18 protein-coding genes and 3 pseudogenes are annotated in these 22,089 nt (G+C 66.8%); 12 read left to right on the top strand and 9 right to left on the bottom strand.

All coding sequences use genetic code 11. The annotated features are described in order from the left end of the window. The first annotated feature begins 7 nt into the window (after positions 1-7). The 3 genes from KHP12_RS39860 to KHP12_RS39850 all read left to right on the top strand — a co-directional run bounded on the left by KHP12_RS39860 (position 8) and on the right by KHP12_RS39850 (position 3,673). The gene (locus tag KHP12_RS39860) at positions 8-2,182 is read left to right on the top strand and encodes a WD40 repeat domain-containing serine/threonine protein kinase (RefSeq protein ID WP_107471754.1); all 2,175 of its coding nucleotides are present in this window, start codon (positions 8-10) and stop codon (positions 2,180-2,182) included. Positions 2,183-2,335: 153 nt separating this feature from the next. Then, entirely contained in the window at positions 2,336-2,707 is a 372-nt protein-coding gene (locus KHP12_RS39855; protein WP_086881839.1) for a hypothetical protein, read from the top strand. A gap of 438 nt (positions 2,708-3,145) precedes the next feature. Next, on the top strand, positions 3,146-3,673 hold the full coding sequence (locus KHP12_RS39850; protein WP_143677996.1) for a hypothetical protein: 528 nt from the start codon (positions 3,146-3,148) through the stop codon (positions 3,671-3,673). A 148-nt stretch (positions 3,674-3,821) separates the two neighbouring features. Here the strand turns inward: KHP12_RS39850 and KHP12_RS52560 are convergent. From KHP12_RS52560 to KHP12_RS39825, 5 genes and pseudogenes are all read right to left on the bottom strand, one after another. After that, positions 3,822-4,175: pseudogene (locus KHP12_RS52560) on the bottom strand (DDE-type integrase/transposase/recombinase); the annotation flags it as partial. Between the two features lie 101 nt (positions 4,176-4,276). Further along, positions 4,277-4,813: a hypothetical protein gene (locus tag KHP12_RS39840; protein ID WP_086881841.1), complete on the bottom strand. Its 537-nt coding sequence runs from the start codon at positions 4,811-4,813 to the stop codon at positions 4,277-4,279. 153 nt (positions 4,814-4,966) lie between these two features. Beyond that, on the bottom strand, positions 4,967-7,012 hold the full coding sequence (locus tag KHP12_RS39835; RefSeq protein ID WP_208652992.1) for a hypothetical protein: 2,046 nt from the start codon (positions 7,010-7,012) through the stop codon (positions 4,967-4,969). Next, on the bottom strand, positions 7,009-8,202 hold the full coding sequence (locus KHP12_RS39830) for a 5'-methylthioadenosine/S-adenosylhomocysteine nucleosidase family protein (protein WP_086881842.1): 1,194 nt from the start codon (positions 8,200-8,202) through the stop codon (positions 7,009-7,011). Before KHP12_RS39830 ends, KHP12_RS39835 begins: the two co-directional genes overlap by 4 nt. Before the next feature lie 6 nt (positions 8,203-8,208). Then, the gene (locus KHP12_RS39825; RefSeq protein WP_086881843.1) at positions 8,209-8,967 is read right to left on the bottom strand and encodes an NUDIX hydrolase; all 759 of its coding nucleotides are present in this window, start codon (positions 8,965-8,967) and stop codon (positions 8,209-8,211) included. 247 nt (positions 8,968-9,214) lie between these two features. Here KHP12_RS39825 and KHP12_RS39820 point away from each other — a divergent pair, with 247 nt between their 5' ends. From KHP12_RS39820 to KHP12_RS39795, 6 genes are all read left to right on the top strand, one after another. Continuing rightward, positions 9,215-10,690, top strand: a complete 1,476-nt coding sequence (locus KHP12_RS39820; RefSeq protein ID WP_107471755.1) for a tyrosine-type recombinase/integrase — start codon at positions 9,215-9,217, stop codon at positions 10,688-10,690. Positions 10,691-11,034: 344 nt separating this feature from the next. Continuing rightward, on the top strand, positions 11,035-11,238 hold the full coding sequence (locus tag KHP12_RS39815; protein ID WP_009719339.1) for a hypothetical protein: 204 nt from the start codon (positions 11,035-11,037) through the stop codon (positions 11,236-11,238). Continuing rightward, on the top strand, positions 11,235-11,657 hold the full coding sequence (locus KHP12_RS39810; protein WP_078640465.1) for a PIN domain nuclease: 423 nt from the start codon (positions 11,235-11,237) through the stop codon (positions 11,655-11,657). The genes KHP12_RS39815 and KHP12_RS39810 overlap by 4 nt, the downstream gene beginning before the upstream one ends. Positions 11,658-11,674: 17 nt before the next feature. Beyond that, a complete protein-coding gene (locus KHP12_RS39805; RefSeq protein WP_086881844.1) occupies positions 11,675-11,983 on the top strand; it encodes a helix-turn-helix domain-containing protein in 309 nt (102 codons plus the stop codon). A gap of 231 nt (positions 11,984-12,214) precedes the next feature. Further along, positions 12,215-15,691 (top strand): NB-ARC domain-containing protein, encoded by a 3,477-nt coding sequence (locus tag KHP12_RS39800; protein WP_211834260.1) that lies wholly within the window; start codon positions 12,215-12,217, stop codon positions 15,689-15,691. Between the two features lie 766 nt (positions 15,692-16,457). Next, positions 16,458-17,555 carry an integrase core domain-containing protein gene (locus KHP12_RS39795; RefSeq protein ID WP_086881847.1) on the top strand — a complete coding sequence of 366 codons (1,098 nt, stop codon included), beginning with the start codon at positions 16,458-16,460 and terminating at the stop codon, positions 17,553-17,555. Between the two features lie 301 nt (positions 17,556-17,856). Here the strand turns inward: KHP12_RS39795 and KHP12_RS53575 are convergent. Together KHP12_RS53575 and KHP12_RS39785 are read right to left on the bottom strand one after the other, a co-directional pair. Then, positions 17,857-18,540 (bottom strand): annotated as a pseudogene (locus tag KHP12_RS53575) (transposase); the annotation flags it as partial. Between the two features lie 21 nt (positions 18,541-18,561). Beyond that, positions 18,562-18,786 (bottom strand): transposase domain-containing protein, encoded by a 225-nt coding sequence (locus KHP12_RS39785; RefSeq protein ID WP_276328636.1) that lies wholly within the window; start codon positions 18,784-18,786, stop codon positions 18,562-18,564. 170 nt (positions 18,787-18,956) lie between these two features. On the opposite strand from KHP12_RS39785, the gene KHP12_RS39780 reads away from it, so the two are divergent. Together KHP12_RS39780 and KHP12_RS53860 are read left to right on the top strand one after the other, a co-directional pair. Beyond that, positions 18,957-19,688 (top strand): transposase, encoded by a 732-nt coding sequence (locus tag KHP12_RS39780; RefSeq protein ID WP_244202794.1) that lies wholly within the window; start codon positions 18,957-18,959, stop codon positions 19,686-19,688. An 11-nt stretch (positions 19,689-19,699) separates the two neighbouring features. After that, positions 19,700-19,855, top strand: a pseudogene (locus tag KHP12_RS53860) (IS30 family transposase); the annotation flags it as partial. 181 nt (positions 19,856-20,036) lie between these two features. Here the strand turns inward: KHP12_RS53860 and KHP12_RS39775 are convergent. Then, positions 20,037-20,942, bottom strand: coding sequence for an NADP-dependent oxidoreductase (locus KHP12_RS39775; protein ID WP_086881850.1), 906 nt, complete (start codon positions 20,940-20,942; stop codon positions 20,037-20,039). 270 nt (positions 20,943-21,212) lie between these two features. On the opposite strand from KHP12_RS39775, the gene KHP12_RS39770 reads away from it, so the two are divergent. Next, on the top strand, positions 21,213-21,590 hold the full coding sequence (locus KHP12_RS39770) for a winged helix-turn-helix transcriptional regulator (protein WP_086881851.1): 378 nt from the start codon (positions 21,213-21,215) through the stop codon (positions 21,588-21,590). A 157-nt stretch (positions 21,591-21,747) separates the two neighbouring features. Here KHP12_RS39770 and KHP12_RS39765 read toward each other — a convergent pair whose 3' ends face one another. Next, positions 21,748-21,906 carry a hypothetical protein gene (locus KHP12_RS39765; RefSeq protein ID WP_167442496.1) on the bottom strand — a complete coding sequence of 53 codons (159 nt, stop codon included), beginning with the start codon at positions 21,904-21,906 and terminating at the stop codon, positions 21,748-21,750. Positions 21,907-22,089 lie beyond the last annotated feature (183 nt).

Here is a 22,089-nt window from a genome sequence, read left to right as displayed (position 1 = left end):
CGCAGTTTTGACGGGGACGGATGCCCAGGGAGCACAACCGCTGGTAGCGGGGCGGTACAGACTGGCGAGGCTGCTCGGACAGGGCGGTATGGGGGTCGTCTGGTACGCCATGGACGAACTCCTCGGGCGCGCGGTGGCGGTCAAGGAGTTACGCACACCGCAGGGGCTCTCGTCTCAAGAGCGGGCGGTGTTCGGAGAACGGGCGCTGCGCGAGGCTCGCGCAGCCGGCCAGATCAGTCATCCAGCGGTGGTCAGCATCCATGACGTTCTTCTGGCCGAAGGCGCGGAGGACGCCGTTTACATCGTTATGGAGTTGGTGGAGGCGCCCTCACTTGCTGACGTCCTTCAGCGGGAGGGCGCACTATCCGAGCGGCGGGTGGCTCGTATCGGCGCGCGGGTGCTCGGCGCGCTGGACGCCGCGCACGCGATCGGGCTGGTGCACCGGGACGTCAAGCCCAGCAACATTCTGGTGCTGCCCGACGAGCAGGTGAAGCTGGTCGACTTCGGTATCGCCCACGCCGTCAACGACACACGCCTAACCCGGCACGGGGTGGCGGGCTCAACCGGATACATGGCCCCTGAGCTCTTCGAGGGCCAACCACTCACACCCGCAGCAGACTTGTGGTCGCTGGGCGTGACCTTGTTCCAGGCACTGCAGGGCAGCGGGCCGTTCGACCGCTCCTCCACTGCGGCAACGATGCGCGCAATCCTCCAGGACGACCTACCCCCGCTGGACAACAGCTCCCCCATGTCCGCGGCAATCGCCGGACTACTCACCCGCGACGTGTCCCGCCGCATCACCAGTGAGCACGCAGCCTCCCTTCTCCGAACCGCCGCCACTTCACGAGTGCAGGCAGCCCCCGACGCAAACCTATCGGCGAACTCCGTCCACAGTGCGCCTGCTTCCGGACTCACCGGCTGGGAGGGACACCCCACCAGAGTCGGCTCCGGAGCACCCCAATCGCGGCAACAGCGGACAGCGCCGCGCGGCGACCTACGGCAGGCGTATTCCGACATCGACGTTGCACTGAGAGCGCTGATCGCCAAAAAGGCTGCCGACTCCGGACGGGCCGCCTGGGAGTCCTTCCCCACCACCGTCAGGCCGACGGTCACCCGGGAGGAAGCCGACGACTCCGACCGCAGTGCCCAGCGGAAGCCCCGTTTCGGCTTAGTCGGCATCTCGTTGGTGGTACTCGTCGCCCTTGTCGTCTGCCTGGGCGTGTACTTCTCTTCCCAACAACGGCGCCAGGACGCTCCCGTACTGATTGAGGACAGCAGCGATTTTAGTGGGGCGTTGGCGTTGAGCCCCGATGGGAAGTTGCTGGCCGGTCAGTTCACCGACAAATACGACGTCGATGAAGAGCATTCGACTGCACTTTGGGACGCTGACAGTCGAACTTCGATCGCCGTACTGGATGGCCCCAAGTCGAAAGTTAGGTCACTACAGTTCAGCCCGGACAGTGCCACCTTGGCCAGCATCAATAACAAGGCCGGGTTCTCCGACTATGGAATCACGCTGTGGGATGTCGCGAAACCCAGGGCTACGGCTACCGATCTCGAGTTCAGCTCACGTGACTATGTCGACCATATTCCAGATGTGACTTCGGTGGCATTCAGCCCTGACAGTTCGACTATGGCCAGCGTGAACGATGAAGACAGCTACGACGGGCACGTGCGCACAATCACCCTTTGGGATGTCAAGAGACACCGAAGCGTCATGACGATCAAAGAGAATACCAAGAGCGTCACCGCGGTCACCTTCAGCACAGACGGCAAGATCCTCAGCGGGATTGATGGCAACGGCGTCGTCCATGAGTGGAATGTCGCCACGGGCCATAGCGCCAGGACCGGCACCGGTCATTTCGCGCATCCCTGGGCCATTACCAAGACTGATGGCACGTTGGACCTACATGACGCAAGCTCCGGCGCCCGACTGCGGTCCGTTCTGACTGATGCCGGAGAGGTTACGAGTACCTCATGGGGTGGGCGCAGCCTCCTTGCTGTTGCTGGCGACTCGGGCCGCGTTGAACTATGGCGCACTGATACCGGCAAGCAAGTTAACTCATTCACCCTTCAGGGTGACGCCGCCAGGGTCGTTGCCCTCAGTTCAGACGGACGGATCCTCGTCTGCGGTAATGACCGAGGGCTGTGGGTGCGCAAGACACGGGCTGAAGAGAAATGAACGATACTGGCCCGGCAGATACAACAACGATTGGCATCTCCGGGATTGAACCGCTCTGAGTTCGGTAGCAGGTTGTTTTTGTGGCCTGGGACTTCGTGAGTTTCGGGTAGCGAGTTCCCTCATAATCGACGGCGGAGCAGGACCTATCTCACCATGGAGTCTGCGGTGGTTGATCAATTCGGCCATGGCGGCGTCCCGCCCTGGCTCGTGCTGTTCTTTATCGATCACAACACCCACCGGGTGCACATCGCCGGTACCACTCCAAACCCGACCGGCCCCTGGATCACCCAGCAAGCCCGGAAAGTGGGGCTGAGATGGTTGAGGAAGTGGTCGATCAGAGCGCGGGGACGAAAGAGGACAGCAGGGCATCGCCCGCTGTCGGCATCAACCTGGATCGCTGTGCACAAAGCGGCCGGCAAGACGTCTTTGCGCAACAATCCGCCGGTTTCGGCTGCTTGGGCGAGTACGACGGTTCCCCTTGCCGTCCAACGTGGTCAGCACAACACGCTGACGCCTACGATTTGACGTCAGCGCAGATGCGCCGCTTGGCTTCGATCTTGTCGAGGTGCGGCACGCGAAGATCCATGAGCACAGGCGTGCACCGTGCACATCCCGTGAGATGCTCTGCCTCCTCCCGCCGCCAACCTCGCCGCCGCGGGGCCTGGAGGACTTGGCTTTCGTCACCAAGCCGCCTCGACGGCACCCAGCAACCCTCTGTCGGTCATGAAACATGAGGCAAATGCGACGAAGCGCTGTGCTGGTATCTGTGCTTAACCTGTGCAGCTCCATGCCAGGCTAGATCATCCGCACAGGCCAGCGAGTTATGTCAAGAACCCAGACCGGCGCGTGATCGTCCTGCGCTGACGGCCATCACTGCCTCCCAGAGCATCGGCCGTGGATGGCTGTCGATGGTCTGGTGCACGGGATCTCGCCACGGTCTAATACGTCGTTGTGGACGCAGGCGTGGCCGCGGTCGCCGGAGCCGCAATCGGAGCCCTCGGAGCGGTGGGCGGTGGCTGGCTCACCGTCCACGGGCAGAGCCGTCAGCAGCGACGACAACAACAGGCTGAGCACAGACGCTGGCGCGATGAAGTGCGACGCAACGCCTACAACGCCTGCCTCGCCAGCGCAAAGGAGCTGTCCGCAGCCTGGTGGAAGATGTCCGATCGGCTGTGGGAAGAGGGCAGTACACCGGACCAGTGGCAGGCTAGGTTCGTCGAGGCCCATGACGCCTGGACGCGGTTCAGCACTGCTGTCGCCAGTGTGACGGTCGCCGGGCCACGACAGGTTGCGGACGCCGCCGACGCTCTCCGGACAGCTATGTACGAATTGGACATGGCCGGCTTGCAATGGTATGAGGCAGCGCGGCACGAGGGCCACGGTCGCCTCGACCTCTTCAACTCCCGCTTCAACAAAGCAGCCACGGACAAGCGGATACCAGACCGAGCCTTCCAAGCCGCAGCACGCGAAGCTCTCGGAACCGAGGACTGAGGCGGACTCACTGAAGGGGGTGCGCTGGCTGACACCGGCACTGTCCCGTTGTTGGACAGATAGTCGCCTGACGGTGTGTTTGGGGTGCGGCGGTACCCGGGTGCGCTGCGGGGTCAGGCTGTGGCGGGCAGGCCGGGCCAATGCTCTCGGTGATGTGGTTCCAGATGGTGAAGCGGAGGGTCATTTCGGCTCGGTAGTCGGGTGCGGTCATCCGGTGGCGGCGGGGTCGGAGGTGAGGTGAGATGCCGCTGAATGCGGACAGGAACCACTGTGCTGCGCTGGTGGAGCGGAAGCCTTTCATTGCGCGTTCGCGCTGGCGGGTGGGCTGGTGACTGTTCTCGGCCCGGTTGTTCGGGCTGTTGTGCGCGCGGTGCTCGACGGAGGGCATGACCTCGCGGTGCGCGGCACCGTAAGAGCGGAGCTTGTCCGTGACGATCATCCTGGGCACCGTGCCGGTTCTCTTGAACGGCCTGCGGAAGAAGCGCCTGGCCGCAGCCTTGTCGAGCCAGCAGGCGCATATAAGTGATCAAGACCAGTGCCGAGCCTCCATCAACCCCGGAACGCCTCAGAAAGTACTTTCAGTCCGTAGCGTCGGGCAGCATCTCACCTCTCGGCGTATTGCAGGAACAGCACACCCAGGACGATGAGTCCGGCGGCTTCCAGGATTGAGACCGCGACCAGAAGGGCGCTGTCCATGCTGTGGCACCAGAAGGTGATAAGCGCGGCAAAGGGAGTGACGAGGAAGGCCAGCAGATCGACAACTGTCTGTGTGGTCTTGCGCGAGATCCGTCTGTCGTCGCTGCGATGGTAGGTCTCCCAGCCGAACAGCGGTTCCTCCACGTTTGTGACCTCGGCGAGCCGGGACGCGAGTTCGGTGCGGACGTAGCGTCCGATGGCTGAGATCTTTTCGTCGTTGACCAGGTGCGTCCATCCGAGCACAAGACACACCACTGGAAGGGCCAGGGCCAGGATCAGCTGCGGGTCGTCCGTCTGCGCGGCGACAGCCGCGACGGCGGTCACCGCCGCGAGCGTCACGTACAGCAGGTTGTCCCGAAAGCCGATACGTGCACGCTGCTCGTCCTTGATCTGCGCGTACTCGGCAAGGAGTAGGGCGCTGGTGCTCCGTTCTCTGTCCGTCATGACTGGCTGTCACCCTCGTTTTCGCGACACCTTGGCAGGGGGGGGTGGCTCGGTGGTATCCATACTCGGCCCGTGGTACCTGGACCTTCAGGGAGCTGCCGTGCTCTCGGCAGCTCCCTGGCCGGTCGGCCTCCGGATCCGGTCCGGGAGGACTCAGTCGGTGCTGTCCGCGGGCGGTGGACTGTCGGCGTTGTTCCGCTCGACCCACGCCTTCCCGTCGGCCGCGATGCCCTCCAGGAGACGAAAAGTATGGGCGAAGCCGGCCGCGTCGAGGTTGATCTGCGAGAGGTCCCGGGCGTTCTCGTACGGTTCGAGCTGGTGGCTGTCGGCGTCCTTGATCCGGATGGTTCTGGCCGGGCCGTTGGAGAGGAGCAGCGCCATCTCATAGCCGATGCGGTCGTCCTCGGTGACCTGCACGGAGGAGAACGCGTCGAAGCGGTAGTTGGTGCGTTGTTCGCCCGGGCGAGTGGCGCGGGCGAAGTCGACTACGGTGCTGATCTCGCGGATACCGTTCCGTGTGGCCAGGAACAGCCGGAGGGTGTATCGGGAGTAGCGCCAGGGGCCGCCTCGGCGCCGCGCTCGTCTGTAGGGGCGTGCCGGTGTCGTCAGGATCGTGTGGGCGATGATGTCGTACCAGGTCAGCTGGTGGTGACGGAGCACATCGGCGGTGAACAGGACCTTGTCGTGGCTGAGCCACGCCTCCATCTCGGCGTCGGAGGGCCGGACGGCTTCCAGTTGCTCCTTCCAGCGCTGGAACTCCTCCTCACGCGCGTACATCCGCCGGTGGTACTCCTGCGTCTCCTCGGCGAACCGCTGTTCCTCGCTACGTATGTACAGCCACACCGACGCTGCCCGGCGCCCGCTCCCGATGGCGCCGATGAACACGGCGCAGGTCAGGAGGCCGTGGAGCGCACTCGCCGAACCTGTCGCGGCGGTGACGGTGACGGCCAGGGACGTGAGGCCCAGGACGGCGAGGGCGGGCACGCAGGCGAGTTTCATCGTCACCGGAGTCCGGTACTGCTGCCGGTGGGCGAACAGCGTGCCGTTGTCATGGCGGTCCTTGGCGTCCCGGGCCAGGTAGCGGATCAGCCAGTTGACCCGGTCGACGCTGATTCTGCTCTCCCGGTAGAGGAACGCGACCTCGGCGGCCAGAACGGCGCGGATGCCAGCGGTGTGGGCGAGCCACTCGGGCCGGTCGAACCCGTGCGGCACGTACATGCCGAAGTAGTGCTCGAAGGACTTGCGGACGCCGCTGGTGAACCCGTCCGCCGCGAGGGTCCCGCCGCCCGCGGACGCGGGGGAGGGAACGGCCGGGGAGTGGGCCGGATCCGGTACCGGCTCCTGGTTCGACGCTTGGCCCAGCTCCTGCTCCTTGGCCTGGAGCCGGTGCTTGTTGTGCCACCATCGCTGGCCGAACCGGGCGGCGAGGAATCCGGTGCCGAGCGCGATCAGCAGCTCGACGATCGCGGTCAGCGGCTCCGCGATCACTGCCGAGATCCCGAGGAATCCCGCGGTGACGACGAACAGACCGGTCCAGGCCGCCAGGCGAGGACGGTGACGGAAGGCGGTGCTCTCCTCGGGAGGCCGGGTCCGTGCCCCGATAGGATCGGGCTCAAAGTAGTACCGGACCCGCCGGGAGCGGTCACCACGGAACTGCCCGGCCTTGGCGAGCTCGCAGATCTCGGCCCACAGGGTGGCTTTTGTCCGGCTGGTGAGCACGAGGTCGAGGTGGTGGACGATCAGGTCACGCTGGGGCGGTGCCAGATCCCTCAGCCGCTTCAGCACGGCGGCGGTCTCACTGTCAGCTTTGCCGGGCAGTGCCAGCAGATCGAAGACGACCTGCAGACCGGGCTTCCAGTCCTTGTCCTCGGCGTAGCCCTGCATGACGTCCCGCGTCCGGTCCAGCTGACGGCGCTCCTCGGCACTGAGGTCGTGGTGGGCGCGTTTACTGAGCATGGCGAGCGCCCAGTGGAAGCGGATCTGCGGGCCGTCGTGGTTGTGGGTAATCGCGTCCCAGATCAGTTCCCGCGCCCGGCCGGGTAAACCTTCTTCCAGACAGCGGACCCCGACCTCGTACTTCTTCTGAGGCGAAGCATCCGGCGGGACGATGTTGATGGTGGAGTCGCGTACCACCGAGGCCTGGACGGCGACAAAAGAGTCATGCGCCTCGTTGTGCGTGGAGGGGAAGCCCTCGGTCATGCCGGGTCACCCGCCGCCGCGATCAAGGACGCAAGACCGGCGGCCAGTTCCGGGTGGTCGGCGAGCAGGCCGCGTAACTTCCTGAGCGCCAGAGCTGCCTTCTTCGGAGGCGCCGGGGCGTTCGCGGTGCACTTCTCCGCTGCGCGCCTCGCGATGCTCAGCTCGACCTGTGCCTCATGGTGAATGTCCGCGTCGAGGGTCCCATCGGCGTGGTGTCGTGCCAGGTGCTCCCGGAAGCGGTCCAGCTCCGCGACCAGTTCCGCCGGGGTGGATGCCTTCGGAACTGCCCCGCTGACATGGACGGTGCTGCCGGTGACCTCTCCGGCCATGATTCCCACCGTGCTGGAAAAGGCCGTGTTGACGACGCTTCCGCCGCCCCTGCCAGTTCTGCCTTTCTGGGCCATGACAATCTGCTCCTCTTCCTCTGCTTCCACTGCCAGTTCTGCTTCCTTGATCAGTTCCGCAGCCAGCCGTACCGCGAAAGCCGCCGCGTTCGCCGCGGCGCGCGGTTGCCGCTCGCGGTCCTCCGCTCCGTTCTTCGTGCCGTCCGCCCGGTCACTGATGCCGCGGATGACGCCGACCGGCAGGCCACTGAGATGGCCGGCCTGTGCCACGCCGGCGGCTTCCATGTCGATCGCGAACGCGTCGTTGTAGTGCTGCCGGAGCCATGCGGCCTCGGCGGAGTTCCGCGAGTTCTGCAGGACCTCACCGGCGGCGATCGGGCCGAAGTGCACCCGCGGCACTCGCCCGTTCTCCGGTGCGTGGCCGGCCCGGTCCGTCGTCCGGGCCAGATGCTGGCCGAGCTGGATGAGGGGGTGCGGCGCCTCCCACGACCGGGGCCGCGCCTTGAGTCCGTCGTCCTCGCTGGTCGCGCCGTGGTAGGCGTACACAAGGGTGGCCATCACCACGTCGCCCAGCGCGATCGAGCTCCGCATGCGGCCGGCGACACCGACGAACAGCACGGCTGCCGGAGAGAAGTGCTCGATAGCGCGCTCCGCCAGCACTGCGGCCGAATGGTTCCCCTTGCTCGTCAGACCGAGTGCCACACGGCACGACGTGCCCGGCACGGTCCCGACCTCGAACCGCGTTCCGCTCTTGTGTACGGTCACCTGCGGATCGGCCAGTTCCCTGTGCACGGCCTCGTATTCGAGATTGAGGGCGGTGAGAATCACCACCAGGTCATTTGACATGTATTCTCATTCCTTCGCGTTTTGCTCTGTTTGTTCTTCCACCTGCTGTTCCGCCGGCGCCGGTACGGGCCGGACCAGCGGAGGTGAGAGCACCGTGGTCGGTCCCGCGCGGAACAGGCGTGCGGGGCGCCCCACCGTGGTCCTGCGTCCCGTCCCGGCCGGAACGATGAACCCGTCCACGGCCTGGATCTTCCGGTAGAAATTCCGGGTGTCGAGGGTGACGCCCCACACCGCCTCGTACACCTGCCGCAACTCGGCAATGGTGAAAAGGTCTCCACAGAACGCCGTGGCCAGTGCGGAGAACTCGAGTTTTGTACGGGCGCGTTCAATTCCGTCCGCCACTATCCGATCGTGGTCGAAAGCAAGCTTCACCTGCCCGGAAAGGACCGTGTCCGTCGGAATCCATGAGGCATTCGCGGCATCCGTTCCCGCGACCGGCTCAGGAAGGCGCGGTGCGATCGCCAGATGCGCAACCGAGACGACCCGCCCACGCGGATCACGCCCTGGATCCCCATAGGTGGCCAACTGCTCCAGATGAAACTGCCGGGCATCAACAGCGGTCTCCTCGCCCAGCTCGCGGCGAGCGGCCTCCGGGATCGCCTCACCGGCGTGGTTGAGGAAACCGCCGGGCAGCGCCTGCATGCCAGCGAAGGGTTCCTTGCCCCGCTCCACGAGCAGGACACACAGCCGCCCCTCACGCAACGTCAGGATTACAAGGTCAACTGTGAGCAGAACGGACGGCGGCGCCCAGGAATCATCACGCATGGTGCCGACCGTATCGGATTGCTGTCACATTGACAATAAGTTTCCTCGACATGCACTGCTTGGCACACTATTTGCGAGCAGCAACATCGATCATCGAAACACCGACTGCCACCGCCCCTCACTTGTGGCCACGACAAGGGGAACACTCAGCTCAGAGGCCTATGGAGTCTGAGGTGATCGCGTGGTGTGCCCGGTCGGCGGAGACTGGGATCGTCGGCACGTCGCACCAACCCAGGAGGCGATCACCATGCGCTCCATCACTGACCGTGGTCGGGTCTACCGGCGCTGCGGATGCCGCGACGCACACCGCCACCAGCTCGGAACCCGCTGCCCGCGACTTGCAACCGACGGTGACCACGGCAGCTGGACCTTCGCCGTCGACCTCCCCTCCCCCGACCACCACCGCACCACCATCCGCCGCAGCGGCTTCCCCACTCAGGACGCCGCCCAGGCCGCGCTGCAACGGATCCTCGAGGGCGAGGCCGGCGGGTTCAACGGCGACCCGAACCAGACCGTTGCCGATTACCTCTCTGCCTGGGTGGAGACGAAGGCGTACGTGCTCAAGCCGACCACGCTGGCCCGGTATCGCGACTACGTCACCGGCGACCTGATCCCCGCCGTGGGCGCGCTCAAGCTGGATGAGCTCGGCCACCGCCACATCGCCGGATTCGTTCACACCCAGCTGGCCGCAGGCCGTGGCAGAGTGACCGTCTACCGGTGCCTGGCTACGCTCTCCAGCGCCCTGGGCGACGCCGTCCGCCAGCACCGCCTCACCCACAACCCCGCACGCCCGGCCGTCCTGCCCCGCCCGGCGGCGGCCGAGCGTCGGATCTGGACGGCCGAGGAAGCAGCCCGCTTCCTGCGCTACTGCCACCAAGCCGACCCACTCATCGCGGATCTGTGTGAACTTCTCATCGGCACTGGCATGCGCAAAGGGGAAGCGCTCGCCCTCCACTGGCACGATGTCCACCTCGACGAAGGGGTGCTCTACGTCCGTTACACCCTCTCGGCCATCAACAACGCCCGCCTGGTCATCACCTCGCCCAAGACCCGCAGCAGCAAGAACTGGGTCGCCATCTCACCGCGCGTGGCAGCCGCTCTCACACGCCGCGCAGCCGAGGCCCCGGATTCAGTACTGTTTGACCGCTCCTCGGATCCCTTCACCGGACTGGTCTTCTGCCGACCCGACGGACGCCCACTGCGACCTCAGACCGTCCTGGACCGATTCCGCCGACGCGCCAAGGAAGCAGAGGTCCCCCGCATCACCCTTCACGACCTGCGACACCTCGCCGCCACCCTCTCCATCACCGCGGGCACCCCACTCACCGTCGTCTCCAAAACCCTGCGGCACTCCACCCTCTCCACCACCGCCAACCTCTACAGCCACCTCACCCACCAAGCCGCCCACGACGCCGTAGACGCCATCGACACCGCACTCGCCCAAGCCGACCCGGCCGCCGGTAGTCACCCGCACTGGCCAGACTGGGTGCGACCACGCCGCGACCACCCGAACGGACACCGGGCACGCCTCACGCTGCCCTACTTCGCCGCCCCGGCCGCCAGTTCACCCAGCGCCTCCACACCCCAGGGAACGCGTGCGACCACCATGCGACCACCACGCCGCACAACACGGAAAAGGCCGCTCTCCCATCTCTGGAAAAACGGCCTCCGACCTGCGAAAACGCTGGTCGGGACGACAGGATTTGAACCTGCGACCCCTTGACCCCCAGCGGCGCGGCAACTCTCCGCAACCATCCGTACCACTCTGTAGCAGTTCGTTCAGGGCCATACGCCGCCGCACGAAGCCCGAGAAGTACGCACCCCACACACTACGCGCCAGTCGGCGTCGCCCGGGGCGCAGTCGGGCGACGCTTCTCTCCTTCAAATGACGCGGACCACGGTCCGGCGACGTCGACCGCGTGGGCCCGAGCCCCCTCCCCGCCCATGGGAGCCGACGCGGGGCATCCCAGCCGAGGCGCCTTGACGTCGGCCGCGCGACACCTGCGCCAGCACTGCCGATAAGGGATTTGTTATCATTGGTAAGGTGCCCAGACATTCAGGGAGGACATGATGGCCAAGATCACCATTGAGATCGACGAGGAGCGCCTCGCCGAGGCCAAGCAACTCCTGCACACCGAGGATGACACCGAGGTCGTGGCCAAGGCGGTGGATATTGCGGTTGGTGCGATCTACCAGCGTCGCGCGGCCCGGCAGCGGCTGAGCGAGCTCGCGGGTGAGGGCGGCGCCTTCGGCGAGGCCCGCCCGGCGTGAGCGAGTCTTATCTGATCGACACCAGCGCCTGCAACCGCCTGTTCCGCAGCCCCGCCGTGGAACGACACTGGGCAGGCATCCTGGACGAGGGCCGAGTGGCCGTGTGCGAGATCACCGAACTCGAACTGGTCCGCGCCACCGGCGGCCGCGACGAGCGGGCCGTACTGGAGCGCTACCTCCACGACGCCTTCGGCTGGACCCCCGTACCCGACCGTGCACTCACCCGGGCCCGGCAGGTGCAAGATCTCCTCGTCGCCACAAGCTGGCACCAGGGACCAGGAGCAGTCGACCTGATGACCGCCGCCACCGCAGAACTATGCGGGCTGACCTTGCTGCACTACGACGCGGACTTCGAAACCATCGCCAAAGTGACCGGACAACCCCACCAGTGGATCGCCCCACGCGGCAGCGTCGACTGACAAGGACAACGGCCACCATGGACTACACCACACACCCGGCCAAGCACACCGACGCGGCACCGCCTGACAAAACCACCACCCACGCCTGGGGGGCATTCCTGAAAAGAGCCCGGCGCAGCCGCGGGATGAGCCAGCGCGCGCTGGCCCGGGAACTGGGCGTCAGCCAGGCCCGGATCGCACAGATCGAAAACGGAGCCAGTACCCCGCAGATCGACACCATGGCCGCTTACATCACCGCCCTCGGCGGCGAGCTGACCCTGCGAGCCGACTTCCACGACCACGTCACCCAGACCACATGGCCCGAACAACACCCCACAGAAAGCTGACACGCACAAAGGCGCCCCTTGACCAGGCACGAATGTGGGGCCGCAGTGCACCCTGCCATGGTTGGCCGTCCCTGCAGTGGATCGCGCTGAAGGGGTCCCTGTTTGGTTGAGCGCGGGGGTAGCCTCGGGTGACAGTGCGCGAGTTGAGTGGGGGCGCTCGTGAGGGGTAATCGCTGGCCGGGATTAGTGGCCTCGGCGGTGGTGACCGTGCTTGTGAGTGCGGTTACGTCGTTGGCGGAGAACGCCGCGACGGGACAGGACCAGTGGCCAGGGCCGCTGGACGCGATCCGGCAGCACGCCTGGTTTGTGCTCGGTGCCGGCCTGGTGGCCGCGCTGATACTGGCCGTGTACGCCCTGCGCAGAGACGGCGGTGCAGATGAAGGCACCGGGTCCCCACCCCCGCCTGCTCCCCCACAGATACCGCAATGGGTGGTCGACCGGGACCAGGCCGACCAGGTAGCCGCGGCCCTATGCCACCGCAGAGGGCAGCGGTCAGTCGGCATCACAGCCACAGCCGGGCTGCACGGCGCCGGCGGCTTCGGTAAGACCACCCTCGCGGAGATGGTGTGGGCAGACGACAGGGTGCAGCGCCGGTTCAAAGGCAGAATCTACCGCATCACCCTCGGTCTGGACGTGCGAAGCCGAGCAGCGATCGCCGCCAAAGTAGCGGAGGCCAACCGGTTCATCACAGGTGACACCACCGTCTTCGAGGACGCGGACCTTGCCGGCGCCCACCTAGGCCGGCTACTGGATACCCGCAGGCCCCTGCTGCTGATCCTGGACGACGTGTGGACATCAGAACAACTCCAGCCATTCCTGATCGGCGGCGCCCGCTGTCGAAGACTGATCACCACCCGGCTGCCAGAGCTGCTGCCCACCAGCGCGCACCAGGTGAAGGTGGACGAGATGTCCACAGCCCAGGCCAGACAGGTTCTCACCTTTAGCCTCTCCGGCACATTGCCGGAGGAGACCATGCGCGGCTTGTTGAAGGTGACCGGGCGCTGGCCACTGCTCCTGCGCCTGGCGAACCGCCTCATCCACCGGCGGATGGCCACCGGGGTCACCCCGGCCGACGCCGGAGCTGCCGTACTGGCACAACTGCGCCGCCAGGGACCGGCCGGCCTGGACCCAGCCGACACCGTCGACCTGAATGACCCGCGCGCACGTCAGACCGCCGTGCGTGCTGCCGTCGAGGCCGGCACAACGCTGTTGCCCCCCGAAGGCTACATCCGCTTCACCGAACTCGGAGTCTTCGCCGAGGACGAGGCCATCCCGATCCAACTCATCATCACCTTGTGGCGTGCCACCGCAGCATTGAACGAGGAACAAGCCCGGGAGTTGTGCGCCATGCTGAGCGGCCTGTCCCTGCTCGACCTGGACCCGACCGACGGCGGACGCGTGCAACTCCACGATGTCATCCGCGACTTCCTGCGCTCACGGCTCGGCGACCAACGCCTCCAAGACCTGCACCAAATGCTGGTCGATGGCGCTGCCGCCGACATTCCGCCCGCAGGACCGCAGCCGGGTGACCGCGCCGGTCCCCAGCTGGCCTGGTGGAAGATGCCCGACGGATACCTTGCTGACCACCTCGTCACCCACCTCCTGGCCGCCGGACGTACGACCGAAGTGGAAGCGCTGGCCTTGGACCTGCGCTGGATCGCCTGGCGCCTCGACCAGCGCGCAGCGACCGCGCCTATCGCCGACCTTGAACAGATCCCCACCCCGGCCGCGCAGCAGGCGGCCCGCGACCTTGCCCGCACCGCACACTTACTCACGCCCACCACCCCCGCCCACGCCCAGGCCGCCGTGCTCCACAGCCGCCTGAGCGGCTACGACACCTGGCGCGCCCAGGCCACCGCCTGGCGCTCCCCCTACCCTGCGCTGTACAACCGGTGGCCCCTGCCCGACCAACCTGACCCGGCCATGCGCCGCACTCTCACTGGCCACACCGGCAAGGTGAATGCGGTGGCGATATCTCCGGACGGCACGTGGCTCGCTACCACCGGCGACGACGGGTCGGTGCGGGTGTGGGACGTGGCCACCGGCCGCAGCATCCGCACCCTCACCAGGCCCACCACCTACCCCGGCGGGGTATATGCGGTGGCATTCTCGTTCGACGGTACCTGGCTTGCCACCGCCGGCCACGATAGGAAGGTGTGGGTATGGGACGTGGCCACTGGCCGCAGCGTCCGCACGCTCACCGGCCACCGCGGCCCAGTGAATGCGGTGGCGGTCTCCCCGGACCGCTCCTGGCTCGCCACCGCCAGCTGGGACGAGACGGTGCGGCTTTGGGACGCGGACACTGGCCGCAGCATCCACACGCTCACTGGCCACACCATGTTCGCGGTGGCATTCTCGTTCGACGGTACCTGGCTTGCCACCGCCGGCCACGATAGGAAGGTGTGGGTATGGGACGTGGCCACTGGCCGCACCGTCCGCACGCTCACCGGCCATACCGGTGCGGTGAATGCGGTGGCGGTCTCCCCCGACGGTACCTGGCTTGCCACCGCCAGCGATGACGGGTCGGTGCGGGTATGGAACGTGGCCACTGGCCGCAGCGTCCGCACGCTCACCGGCCACCGCGGCCCGCTGAATGCGGTGGCGGTCTCCCCCGATGGCACCTGGCTCGCCACCGCCAGCTGGGATGAGACGGTGCGGCTTTGGGACGTGGCTACCGGCCGCAGTACGCGCGTTCTTACCGGTCACACCGGTGTGGTGAATGCGGTGGCGGTCTCCCCGGACGGTACCTGGCTCGCCACCGCCAGCTGGGACGAGACGGCTCGACTCTGGGACGCTGGCCGAAACGCCAGCACACACGGTGCCAGCACTAGGAGCGGCATCAGCACCGTGGCGGTCTCCCCGGACGGTACCTGGCTCGCCACCGCCAGCGACGACGGGTTGGTGCGGATCTGGGACGTGGCTACCGGCCGCAGCATCCGCACGCTTACCGGCCACCGCGGCGCAGTGAATGCGATGGCGGTCTCCCCGGACGGTACCTGGCTCGCTACCACCGGCGACGACGGGTTGGTGCGGATCTGGGACGTGGCTACCGGCCGCAGCATCCGCACGCTTACCGGCCACCGCGGCGCAGTGAATGCGATGGCGGTCTCCCGCGACGTCACCCGGCTTGTCACTGCTGGCGCCGACGGGGCGGTGCGGGTGTGGGACATAATCACCGGCCGCAGCATCAACACTCTCGCCAGCAACGATGAGGCCCCCGGCGCGGTGGAGACGGTCGCCGTCTCCCCGGACGGCACCTGGCTTGTCACCGTCGTTGTCGGTGGACACGAGACGGTATGGGACCTGGCCACCGGCCGTACTACTCGCCTCACCGGCCACAGCGGCAGGGTGACGGCGATGGTGATCTCCCCGGACGGCACGTGGCTTGCCGCCGCCGGAGGCACAGCTGTGTGGGTCTGGGATGCGTCCACCTTTCGTACCGCCCGCAGCGTCCGTGCTCTCACCGGCCACACCGGCAGGGTGAATGCGGTGGCGGCCTCTCCGGACGGCAAGTGGCTCGCCACCACTGGCACTGATGAGACAGTGCGGGTCTGGGAGCCCGGCTCGGAGAACCTTGTGGCGACGATGCGGGTCGACGGGGGTTTGAATGCGTGCAGTTGGCTGCCCGACGGGCGGGGCTTGGCTGTAGTGGGCGAGCACGGCCTGTACATCTATGACTTCGAGCTGGGTATACGCCAGCCCGATTGATCGTCAGCTGACGGTAGGCGCATTGCCTGAGAGGTCGTTTTCTCCCGTTGTTTCATCCCGGATTCTGTGATTGGTGAGTCTTTGCTGGGTCACGCCAGGAGATGGTGTTCTCACCGGTGATGCGGCGGTGTGCTTGCCGATAACTTCATCCGTGCAGGTCATGCGGCATGCTGGTATTCGTGGAGGAGGCCGCCGAGGCGATCACGTCGTCGTATGTCGAGGCGGGCTAATGTGTCCGGGTCGTCGATCGGCGCAGGTAATAGGTGCAGTGGGCGGCCGTTGGCGATGCCCTGGTGTGGTCGGTGTGCGTTGTAGAACCGCTCGAACTCTCGTAGGGCGTGGAGCAGGTGCCGGTGGTTCCAGATCAAGGTGCGGTCCAGGAGTTCCCGTCGGCAGGTCTGCACCCTGTGCCGTTCGGAAACTCATCCCTCCTGCTCGCGGGTGGTCTGGCGCGCCATCACCGTCTGCTGGAACCCTGTCCGGGTGATCGTTTCGCTCGTATACCAGGCAACTCGGAAGCTGCTCAGGGTCCCGGCGGTGCTGCTACGCCGGGACACAGCCAAGAACGCGGAATTGCTCGTGCTCCGGCACGAGAGTGCGGTGCTGCGCAGGCAGCTCACGAGGCCAGTGCGCTACGAGCATTGCCCTTGCCGGAAACCTCATCCACCCTGGTGGGGGCGGTTCTTCGGGTTTCCCGAAATCTGGCCGCGGTCGCCCGAGCTCGCGCTCTCGCGCAGTTGCCGTCAGCGCGTCATGATGATCGATCGTGCTGCTGCGACTGGCTTACCTGGGTGTGACGAACGCGTTCGCGATGCTGCGCCTGCTGCCGATGACCGACCGGGACAAGGACGCGGAGATCCTCGCCCTGCGCCACCAGATCACCGTGCTGGAACGTCAACTCGGCGAGCAAAAAGTCCGGTTCACGCCGAGCGATCGAGCGTTCCTGGCGGCGCTGCTGCACCGGCTGCCGCTGCACGTTCTGCGACAGTTACGGCTGCTCGTACGCCCCGACACGGTGCTGCGTTGGCACCGCGACCTCGTCGCACGCCGCCATGCCGTCTCTTGCCGGCCCAACCGCCCGGGACGACCGCGTACCGTGCGCTCGATCCGTATCCTGGTGCTGCGGCTGGCGGAGGAGAACCCGAGCTGGGGGTACAGGCGCCTGCACGGCGAGTTGCTCGTGCTGGGGCTGAGAGTGGGCGCGTCCACCGTCTGGGAAATCCTGAAGGAGGCCGGCATCGATCCTGCGCCCGAGCGGAACTCCAGTACCTGGGCCAGTTTTCTGCGTTCCCAGGCTGAGGCGCTTCTGGCCTGCGACTTCATGGAAACAGTCACCCTGTCGGGCGTACGGATATACGTGCTCGTGGTGATCGAACACGGCAGTCGCCGGATCCGCGTCCTGGGCGCCACGACGCATCCGATCGCCTCCTGGGTAGCGCAAGCGGCGAAGAACCTCGTCATGGACCTCGAAGACCTCCGCTGCCGGGCACGGTTCATGATCCGGGACCGGGACGGAAAGTTCCCCGTACTGTTCGATGCCGTTCTCAAGGACGCGGGGATCGACATCGTCCTCAGCGGCATCCAGATGCCACGAATGAACTCGATCATGGAGCGCTGGATACAGACCTGTCGCCGCGAGCTCCTGGACCGGACGTTGATCTGGAACCAGCGACACCTTCTGCACACCCTGCGCGAGTTCGAGCAGTTCTACAACGGACACCGACCACACCAGGGCATCGCCAACGCCAGACCGCTGTACTCCTTGCCCCCGCCGATCGACGATCCGGACACGTTAGCCCGCCTCGCCATACGTCGACGCGATCGCCTCGGCGGCATCCTTCATGAGTACCGACATGCAGCGTGACCTGCACGGATGAAGTTTCCGGCAAGGGCAGTTTGACGGCGCGGGGGCTGAGGCGCAGGCGGCGTGCGGGCATGAGGTGCTCCAGGACCGCTCGTCCGATGGCGCCGACGAGGTCGATGGTGGTGTCGGTGATCACGTTCGCGGCCTGGATGACCTGGTCACGGGCGGTCTGAAGGGCGACGCTGAAGCTGGCCCGGTCCGGGTCGGCTCCAGGGACGGTGCCGGTGGTGTCGGCGATGGCGATCCTGATCACTTGGTACGCGGTCAGCAGCGCGTAGATCTCCTGCGCGATGCCCGGCAGGGTACGGGCCCGCAGCACGCGGCGGCTGAGCATGGACTGCTTGATGGCGAAATAGGCAGACTCGACTTCCCATCGCTCGTGATACAACCTGACCAGCTCGAACGCGGGGCAGCGGCGGTGATCGAGCAGGGTCGTGGCCAGGCGGTAGACACCGGTGTGCCGCCCGGCGGTGGTGGTGATGGTGATCTCGCACTCGATGATGCGGACCTCCACGGTGCCGATCCTGGACAGGAAAGAGCCGTCGTCAAACCGGCCAAGGACCGGCGGCTTGCGCGCGGTCGAGAGCCGGGCCAGGAAGGCGGCACTGGTGCCATCCACGGCTTGAAGGAAGGCGTTGGTGGCGAATCCCCGGTCCAGCAGCACGACCATGCCCGCATGCAGGGAGCGCAGCAGGCGGCGTCCGAGGACGGGTTCGCCCGGCTTGCGGGGGCCGAAGACCGCGTCGATGACCGCGCGGGTGCCGCAGGCCACCAGGGCGACCAGCAGGACCTGCGGGTAGCCGGAGGCGGCGGTGTATTGATTGGCTCCTTTGCCCAGCCGAGCCCGCACGTCCGGGTCGTCTGGCACGTCCAAGTGCGTGCCGTCGATGGCGACGACCAGCAGTCCGGCCCAGCGGGCGCCGGCGGTGCGGATCGCACTGGCCGGACCGCGGAGCAGGTCGAACAGGGCCTGCAGCGGGCGCACGCCCAGCCGGCACCGGGCGTGTCACAGTCCGGTCGCGGTGATCTTCGGTAGAGGCAGGCTGCCCAGCGCACCGGTGAGCTTGGACCACACGGCCGGGTAGCCGCACTCCTCGAACAGTGCGGCGGCCAGCAGCAGGTAGACCACCACCCGGGCGGGCAGTTTCCGCAACCGCTGCTGGGTGGCGCCGCACTCGGCGACGACCTCGTCGACCATCTCGAACGGCACGATCTGCGTCAACTCGCCCAGATGCCCCGGAGCGAAAACACCGTCAGCTACCGCGAGCTTGCGGGGGATGACACACTGACCTGACAGCGGAGCCTCCGGTGCTGTGAACGGCTTGTCTTGGCGGACCAGCCAGTTCTACCGGGGCTCCGCTTCTCGCGTCCGGCGTTCTTCCAGATCAGACCGTCCGCGCGGTGAACCAGCTCCACGCGCTGCTGCGGGCACTCCTGCCCGGCGGGGCGCCGCGCGATCTGTCCGCGGCCAAGGCCGAACAGCTGCTGGACACGGTGGTCCCCGCGGGTTCGGCCGAGCTCACCCGCCACACCCTCGCCGCTGACCTGATCGCCGAGATCCGGACTTGGGATGTGAAGCTGAAGGACAACACCAAAGCCATGGCCGCGCTGGTCGCAGAGTCCGAAAGCCGGCTGACTGATACTCCTGGCATCGGAGCCGTGACCGCCGCCCGCCTCCTGGGCCGGACCGGGAACCCCACCCGCTTCGCGACTGCCAGCGCCTTCGCCCAGTACGCCGGCACGGCTCCCATCGAGATCGCCAGCGCCGACCGGGCACGCCATCGCCTGTCCAGGCGCGGCGACCGCCAGCTCAACGCGGCACTTCACACCGTCGCCATCACGCAGATCCGCATGCCGGGAACCCGGGGCCACATTTACTACCAGGCCAAACTCGCGGAAGGAAAGACGCCCCGGGAAGCACAACGTTGCCTGAAACGTCGCCTCGCTGATCACGTCTGGCGCACGATGATCGGCGACGAACGCCGACGCACCAGGACGACGGGCCCAGGAGGACAACTGGGGGCGACTACAGCATCCAGCGCGGCCGGCCCAACCCCGACAGCCGGCTCTTCGGACAAGTCACTTCCCGGGCCCGCCAAACCCGAGCCTACGCGATCGCACCAGGCCGCTTGACAAACACAGAGGCACCCAAGGGCGCGGACCTCCGCACGTTCAGCCAGGCCGACCTGGACGCGATCGCCCACGAACTCAACCATCGCCCGCGTAAGACCCATGACTATCGCTCTCCGGCAGAGGTCTACGCTGGCCCCCTGAACAGCGGTGATGCGCTGACCGCTTGAGTTCGCCGTCGTTTGCCGACGCTTTCGGGCCCGGCCTCGACTGCTGATCCGGGGCATCCCGTGTCGCGTTCCAGTCGGACCCGCGCATCCGTCAGTGGCAGACGTCCAGCGCCGAGCAGTCAGCGCCAGCCCGCCAAGATCGTCGCTTGGCGGGTTGGCGCATCTGTGCCATGCCCCTGCTTCAGATGCGGATCACGATCTTTCCGCGTGTGCGTCCGCGCTCGGCGTGCGCGTGGGCGTCGACGATCCGCTCCAGGGGGTAGGTCTGTTCGATACGGGGTGTGTAGCGGCCTTGCCGACCCAGTTCCGCGGCCGCGGACAGGAGGGTGGAGTCGTTCTCCGCGTTGACCACATGTGTGCCCAGACGCTGTCCGCCTGCGTGGTCGGCGACCGTCGCGACGCGCGTCGGGTCGCCCGTGATAGTGACGAGGTCGACCAGGGATCCGGAGGCCGCGGTATCGAGCGCGATGTCGACGCCGTGCGGAGCGAGAGCGGAGAGGCGCTGCGCGAGGCCGGGGCCGTAGGTGGTGGGAACGGCGCCGAGAGAGGTGAGGAACTCGTGGTTGCGTTCGCTGGCTGTCCCGATCACGGTGGCGCCTTGTGCCACAGCGATCTCGACTGCCGCGCTGCCCACGCCTCCGGCGGCGCCCTCGACGAGAAGGGTGCGCCCCGCGAGGGAGCCGAGCGCGTTCAGGCCACGCATCGCGGTCACGGACGCGAGTCCGACGCCCGCAGCCTGCTCATCGTTCCACGTGGCGGGGGCGTGGGCCCAGGCCGAGAGGATGACCAGCTCTGCGGTTGAGCCGGTGACACCGCCCAGCCCGAAGACGCGGTCGCCGATGCTCACCCCCTGTACTCCGTCACCGACTTCGTCGACCACGCCGGCGGCGTCGCGCCCGGGAATGGCGGGCAGCTCCAGGGGAATCAGCTGGTGCAGGGCGCCGGCGCGCAGCTTCCAGTCGATGGGATTGACGCTGGCCGCCGCGACGCGGACACGGATCTCACCAAGTCCGGGGTGGGGGTCGGGGGCCTGCTCGATCACCAGGCTCTCCGCTCCGCCGTATTCATGGAAGCGGGCTGCACGCATAATATCCTGCCTTACCTTTATAGGTCGAAATGATGGTGTTCATTCGACGCCCGTTACTCTGATGAGGTGCAAATCGGCACGCCGGCTGCCTTCCGGCCAGAGGAGGCCGGGTGCGGATCGGTGAGATTGTCGAGCAGGCAGGCGGCCACCCGCCCCGAAAACCACGATCCTGCCCGTCGTCGGAATATCTCCCGTTGAGTCGATGCTCCAGAAGATATCCAGAAGGTCGGTCACCATCTGGATACCAAGACCGGAGACGGGAGACCCTCGATGACGCAACGGCCACCGCTGCCACCCGACTTGTTCGACGAGCTGTGCCCGTCCTCGCTGCTGCCCTTCCGCTTCGGTGACAAATGGGCACCCCTGGTCCTCCGCTGCCTGGAAGACGGCCCGCGCAGATACTCCGAACTCCGCGTGCCACTGGGCCGCGTCACCCCGAAGGCGCTCACCCAGTCGCTCCGCGGCTTGGAGCGGAACGGGTTCGTGTCACGCACGGTGCACGCCGACCCGAAACTGCGGGTGGAATACGCGCTGACACCGCTGGGCCGCAGCACGCTGGAGCCGCTGGCCGCCGCGTGCCGATGGGCGACCGAGCACTGGGACGAGCTGCTCGACGCCCGCGAGGGCGGCATCTCCTCCATCGGCTGACTCGAACCTGCGTTGGCGCGTGCCGCACCGGACGAGCCGCACCTCTGTGTTGACTCGGGGAATCGCCAACAGCGGTATCCGCGGCCCAGCCGTAGCCGCCGGTCGGCGGTGGTCTTCCCGGCGTACAACGACCCGCCCCGAACGACGGATGCGGTGCTCACTCCTCCTGACCGTCGTCGTCATCGTCGAGGTCGACGGCGTCCGGGTCGCGCAAGGGCCGCAGCCCCTTAACCGGCTGGGAGGCCGTGAAGCTGTAGCGGCCCAGGGAGTTGAGGTTCTTGTGCTTGAGCGGGGAGCTGAGCGACCCGGGCGGCATGGACCGCCGCGAAGGCGAGGACGAGCCGCGTCGCCGGGGTGGTGGCCACGTCAACGGAGCGGTCGACCTGGTCGGGGACCAGTGGTTGCGGCACGGAGTATTAGTACTGTCCGACCTTGATCCGGCTGGTCGGGTCGCGGAAGATCACCCATTCCGCTTGGCCCAGGCGAACAACGAGCGCAG

The organism is Streptomyces asiaticus, assembly GCF_018138715.1.
Lineage (GTDB): Bacteria > Actinomycetota > Actinomycetes > Streptomycetales > Streptomycetaceae > Streptomyces > Streptomyces asiaticus.
Note: the sequence above shows the minus strand (reverse complement) of the source record. Positions and strands in the feature narration are given on the sequence as shown.

Coding starts and splice junctions, on each gene's coding strand:
- KHP12_RS39815 (WP_009719339.1), top strand. CDS start 11,035: ATGATGGCCAAGATCACCATTGAGATCGACGAGGAGCGCCTCGCCGAG.
- KHP12_RS39770 (WP_086881851.1), top strand. CDS start 21,213: ATGACGCAACGGCCACCGCTGCCACCCGACTTGTTCGACGAGCTGTGC.
- KHP12_RS39765 (WP_167442496.1), bottom strand. CDS start 21,906: ATGCCGCCCGGGTCGCTCAGCTCCCCGCTCAAGCACAAGAACCTCAAC.
- KHP12_RS39835 (WP_208652992.1), bottom strand. CDS start 7,012: ATGACCGAGGGCTTCCCCTCCACGCACAACGAGGCGCATGACTCTTTT.
- KHP12_RS39805 (WP_086881844.1), top strand. CDS start 11,675: ATGGACTACACCACACACCCGGCCAAGCACACCGACGCGGCACCGCCT.
- KHP12_RS39855 (WP_086881839.1), top strand. CDS start 2,336: ATGGAGTCTGCGGTGGTTGATCAATTCGGCCATGGCGGCGTCCCGCCC.
- KHP12_RS39840 (WP_086881841.1), bottom strand. CDS start 4,813: ATGACGGACAGAGAACGGAGCACCAGCGCCCTACTCCTTGCCGAGTAC.
- KHP12_RS39830 (WP_086881842.1), bottom strand. CDS start 8,202: ATGTCAAATGACCTGGTGGTGATTCTCACCGCCCTCAATCTCGAATAC.
- KHP12_RS39775 (WP_086881850.1), bottom strand. CDS start 20,942: ATGCGTGCAGCCCGCTTCCATGAATACGGCGGAGCGGAGAGCCTGGTG.
- KHP12_RS39825 (WP_086881843.1), bottom strand. CDS start 8,967: ATGCGTGATGATTCCTGGGCGCCGCCGTCCGTTCTGCTCACAGTTGAC.
- KHP12_RS39820 (WP_107471755.1), top strand. CDS start 9,215: ATGCGCTCCATCACTGACCGTGGTCGGGTCTACCGGCGCTGCGGATGC.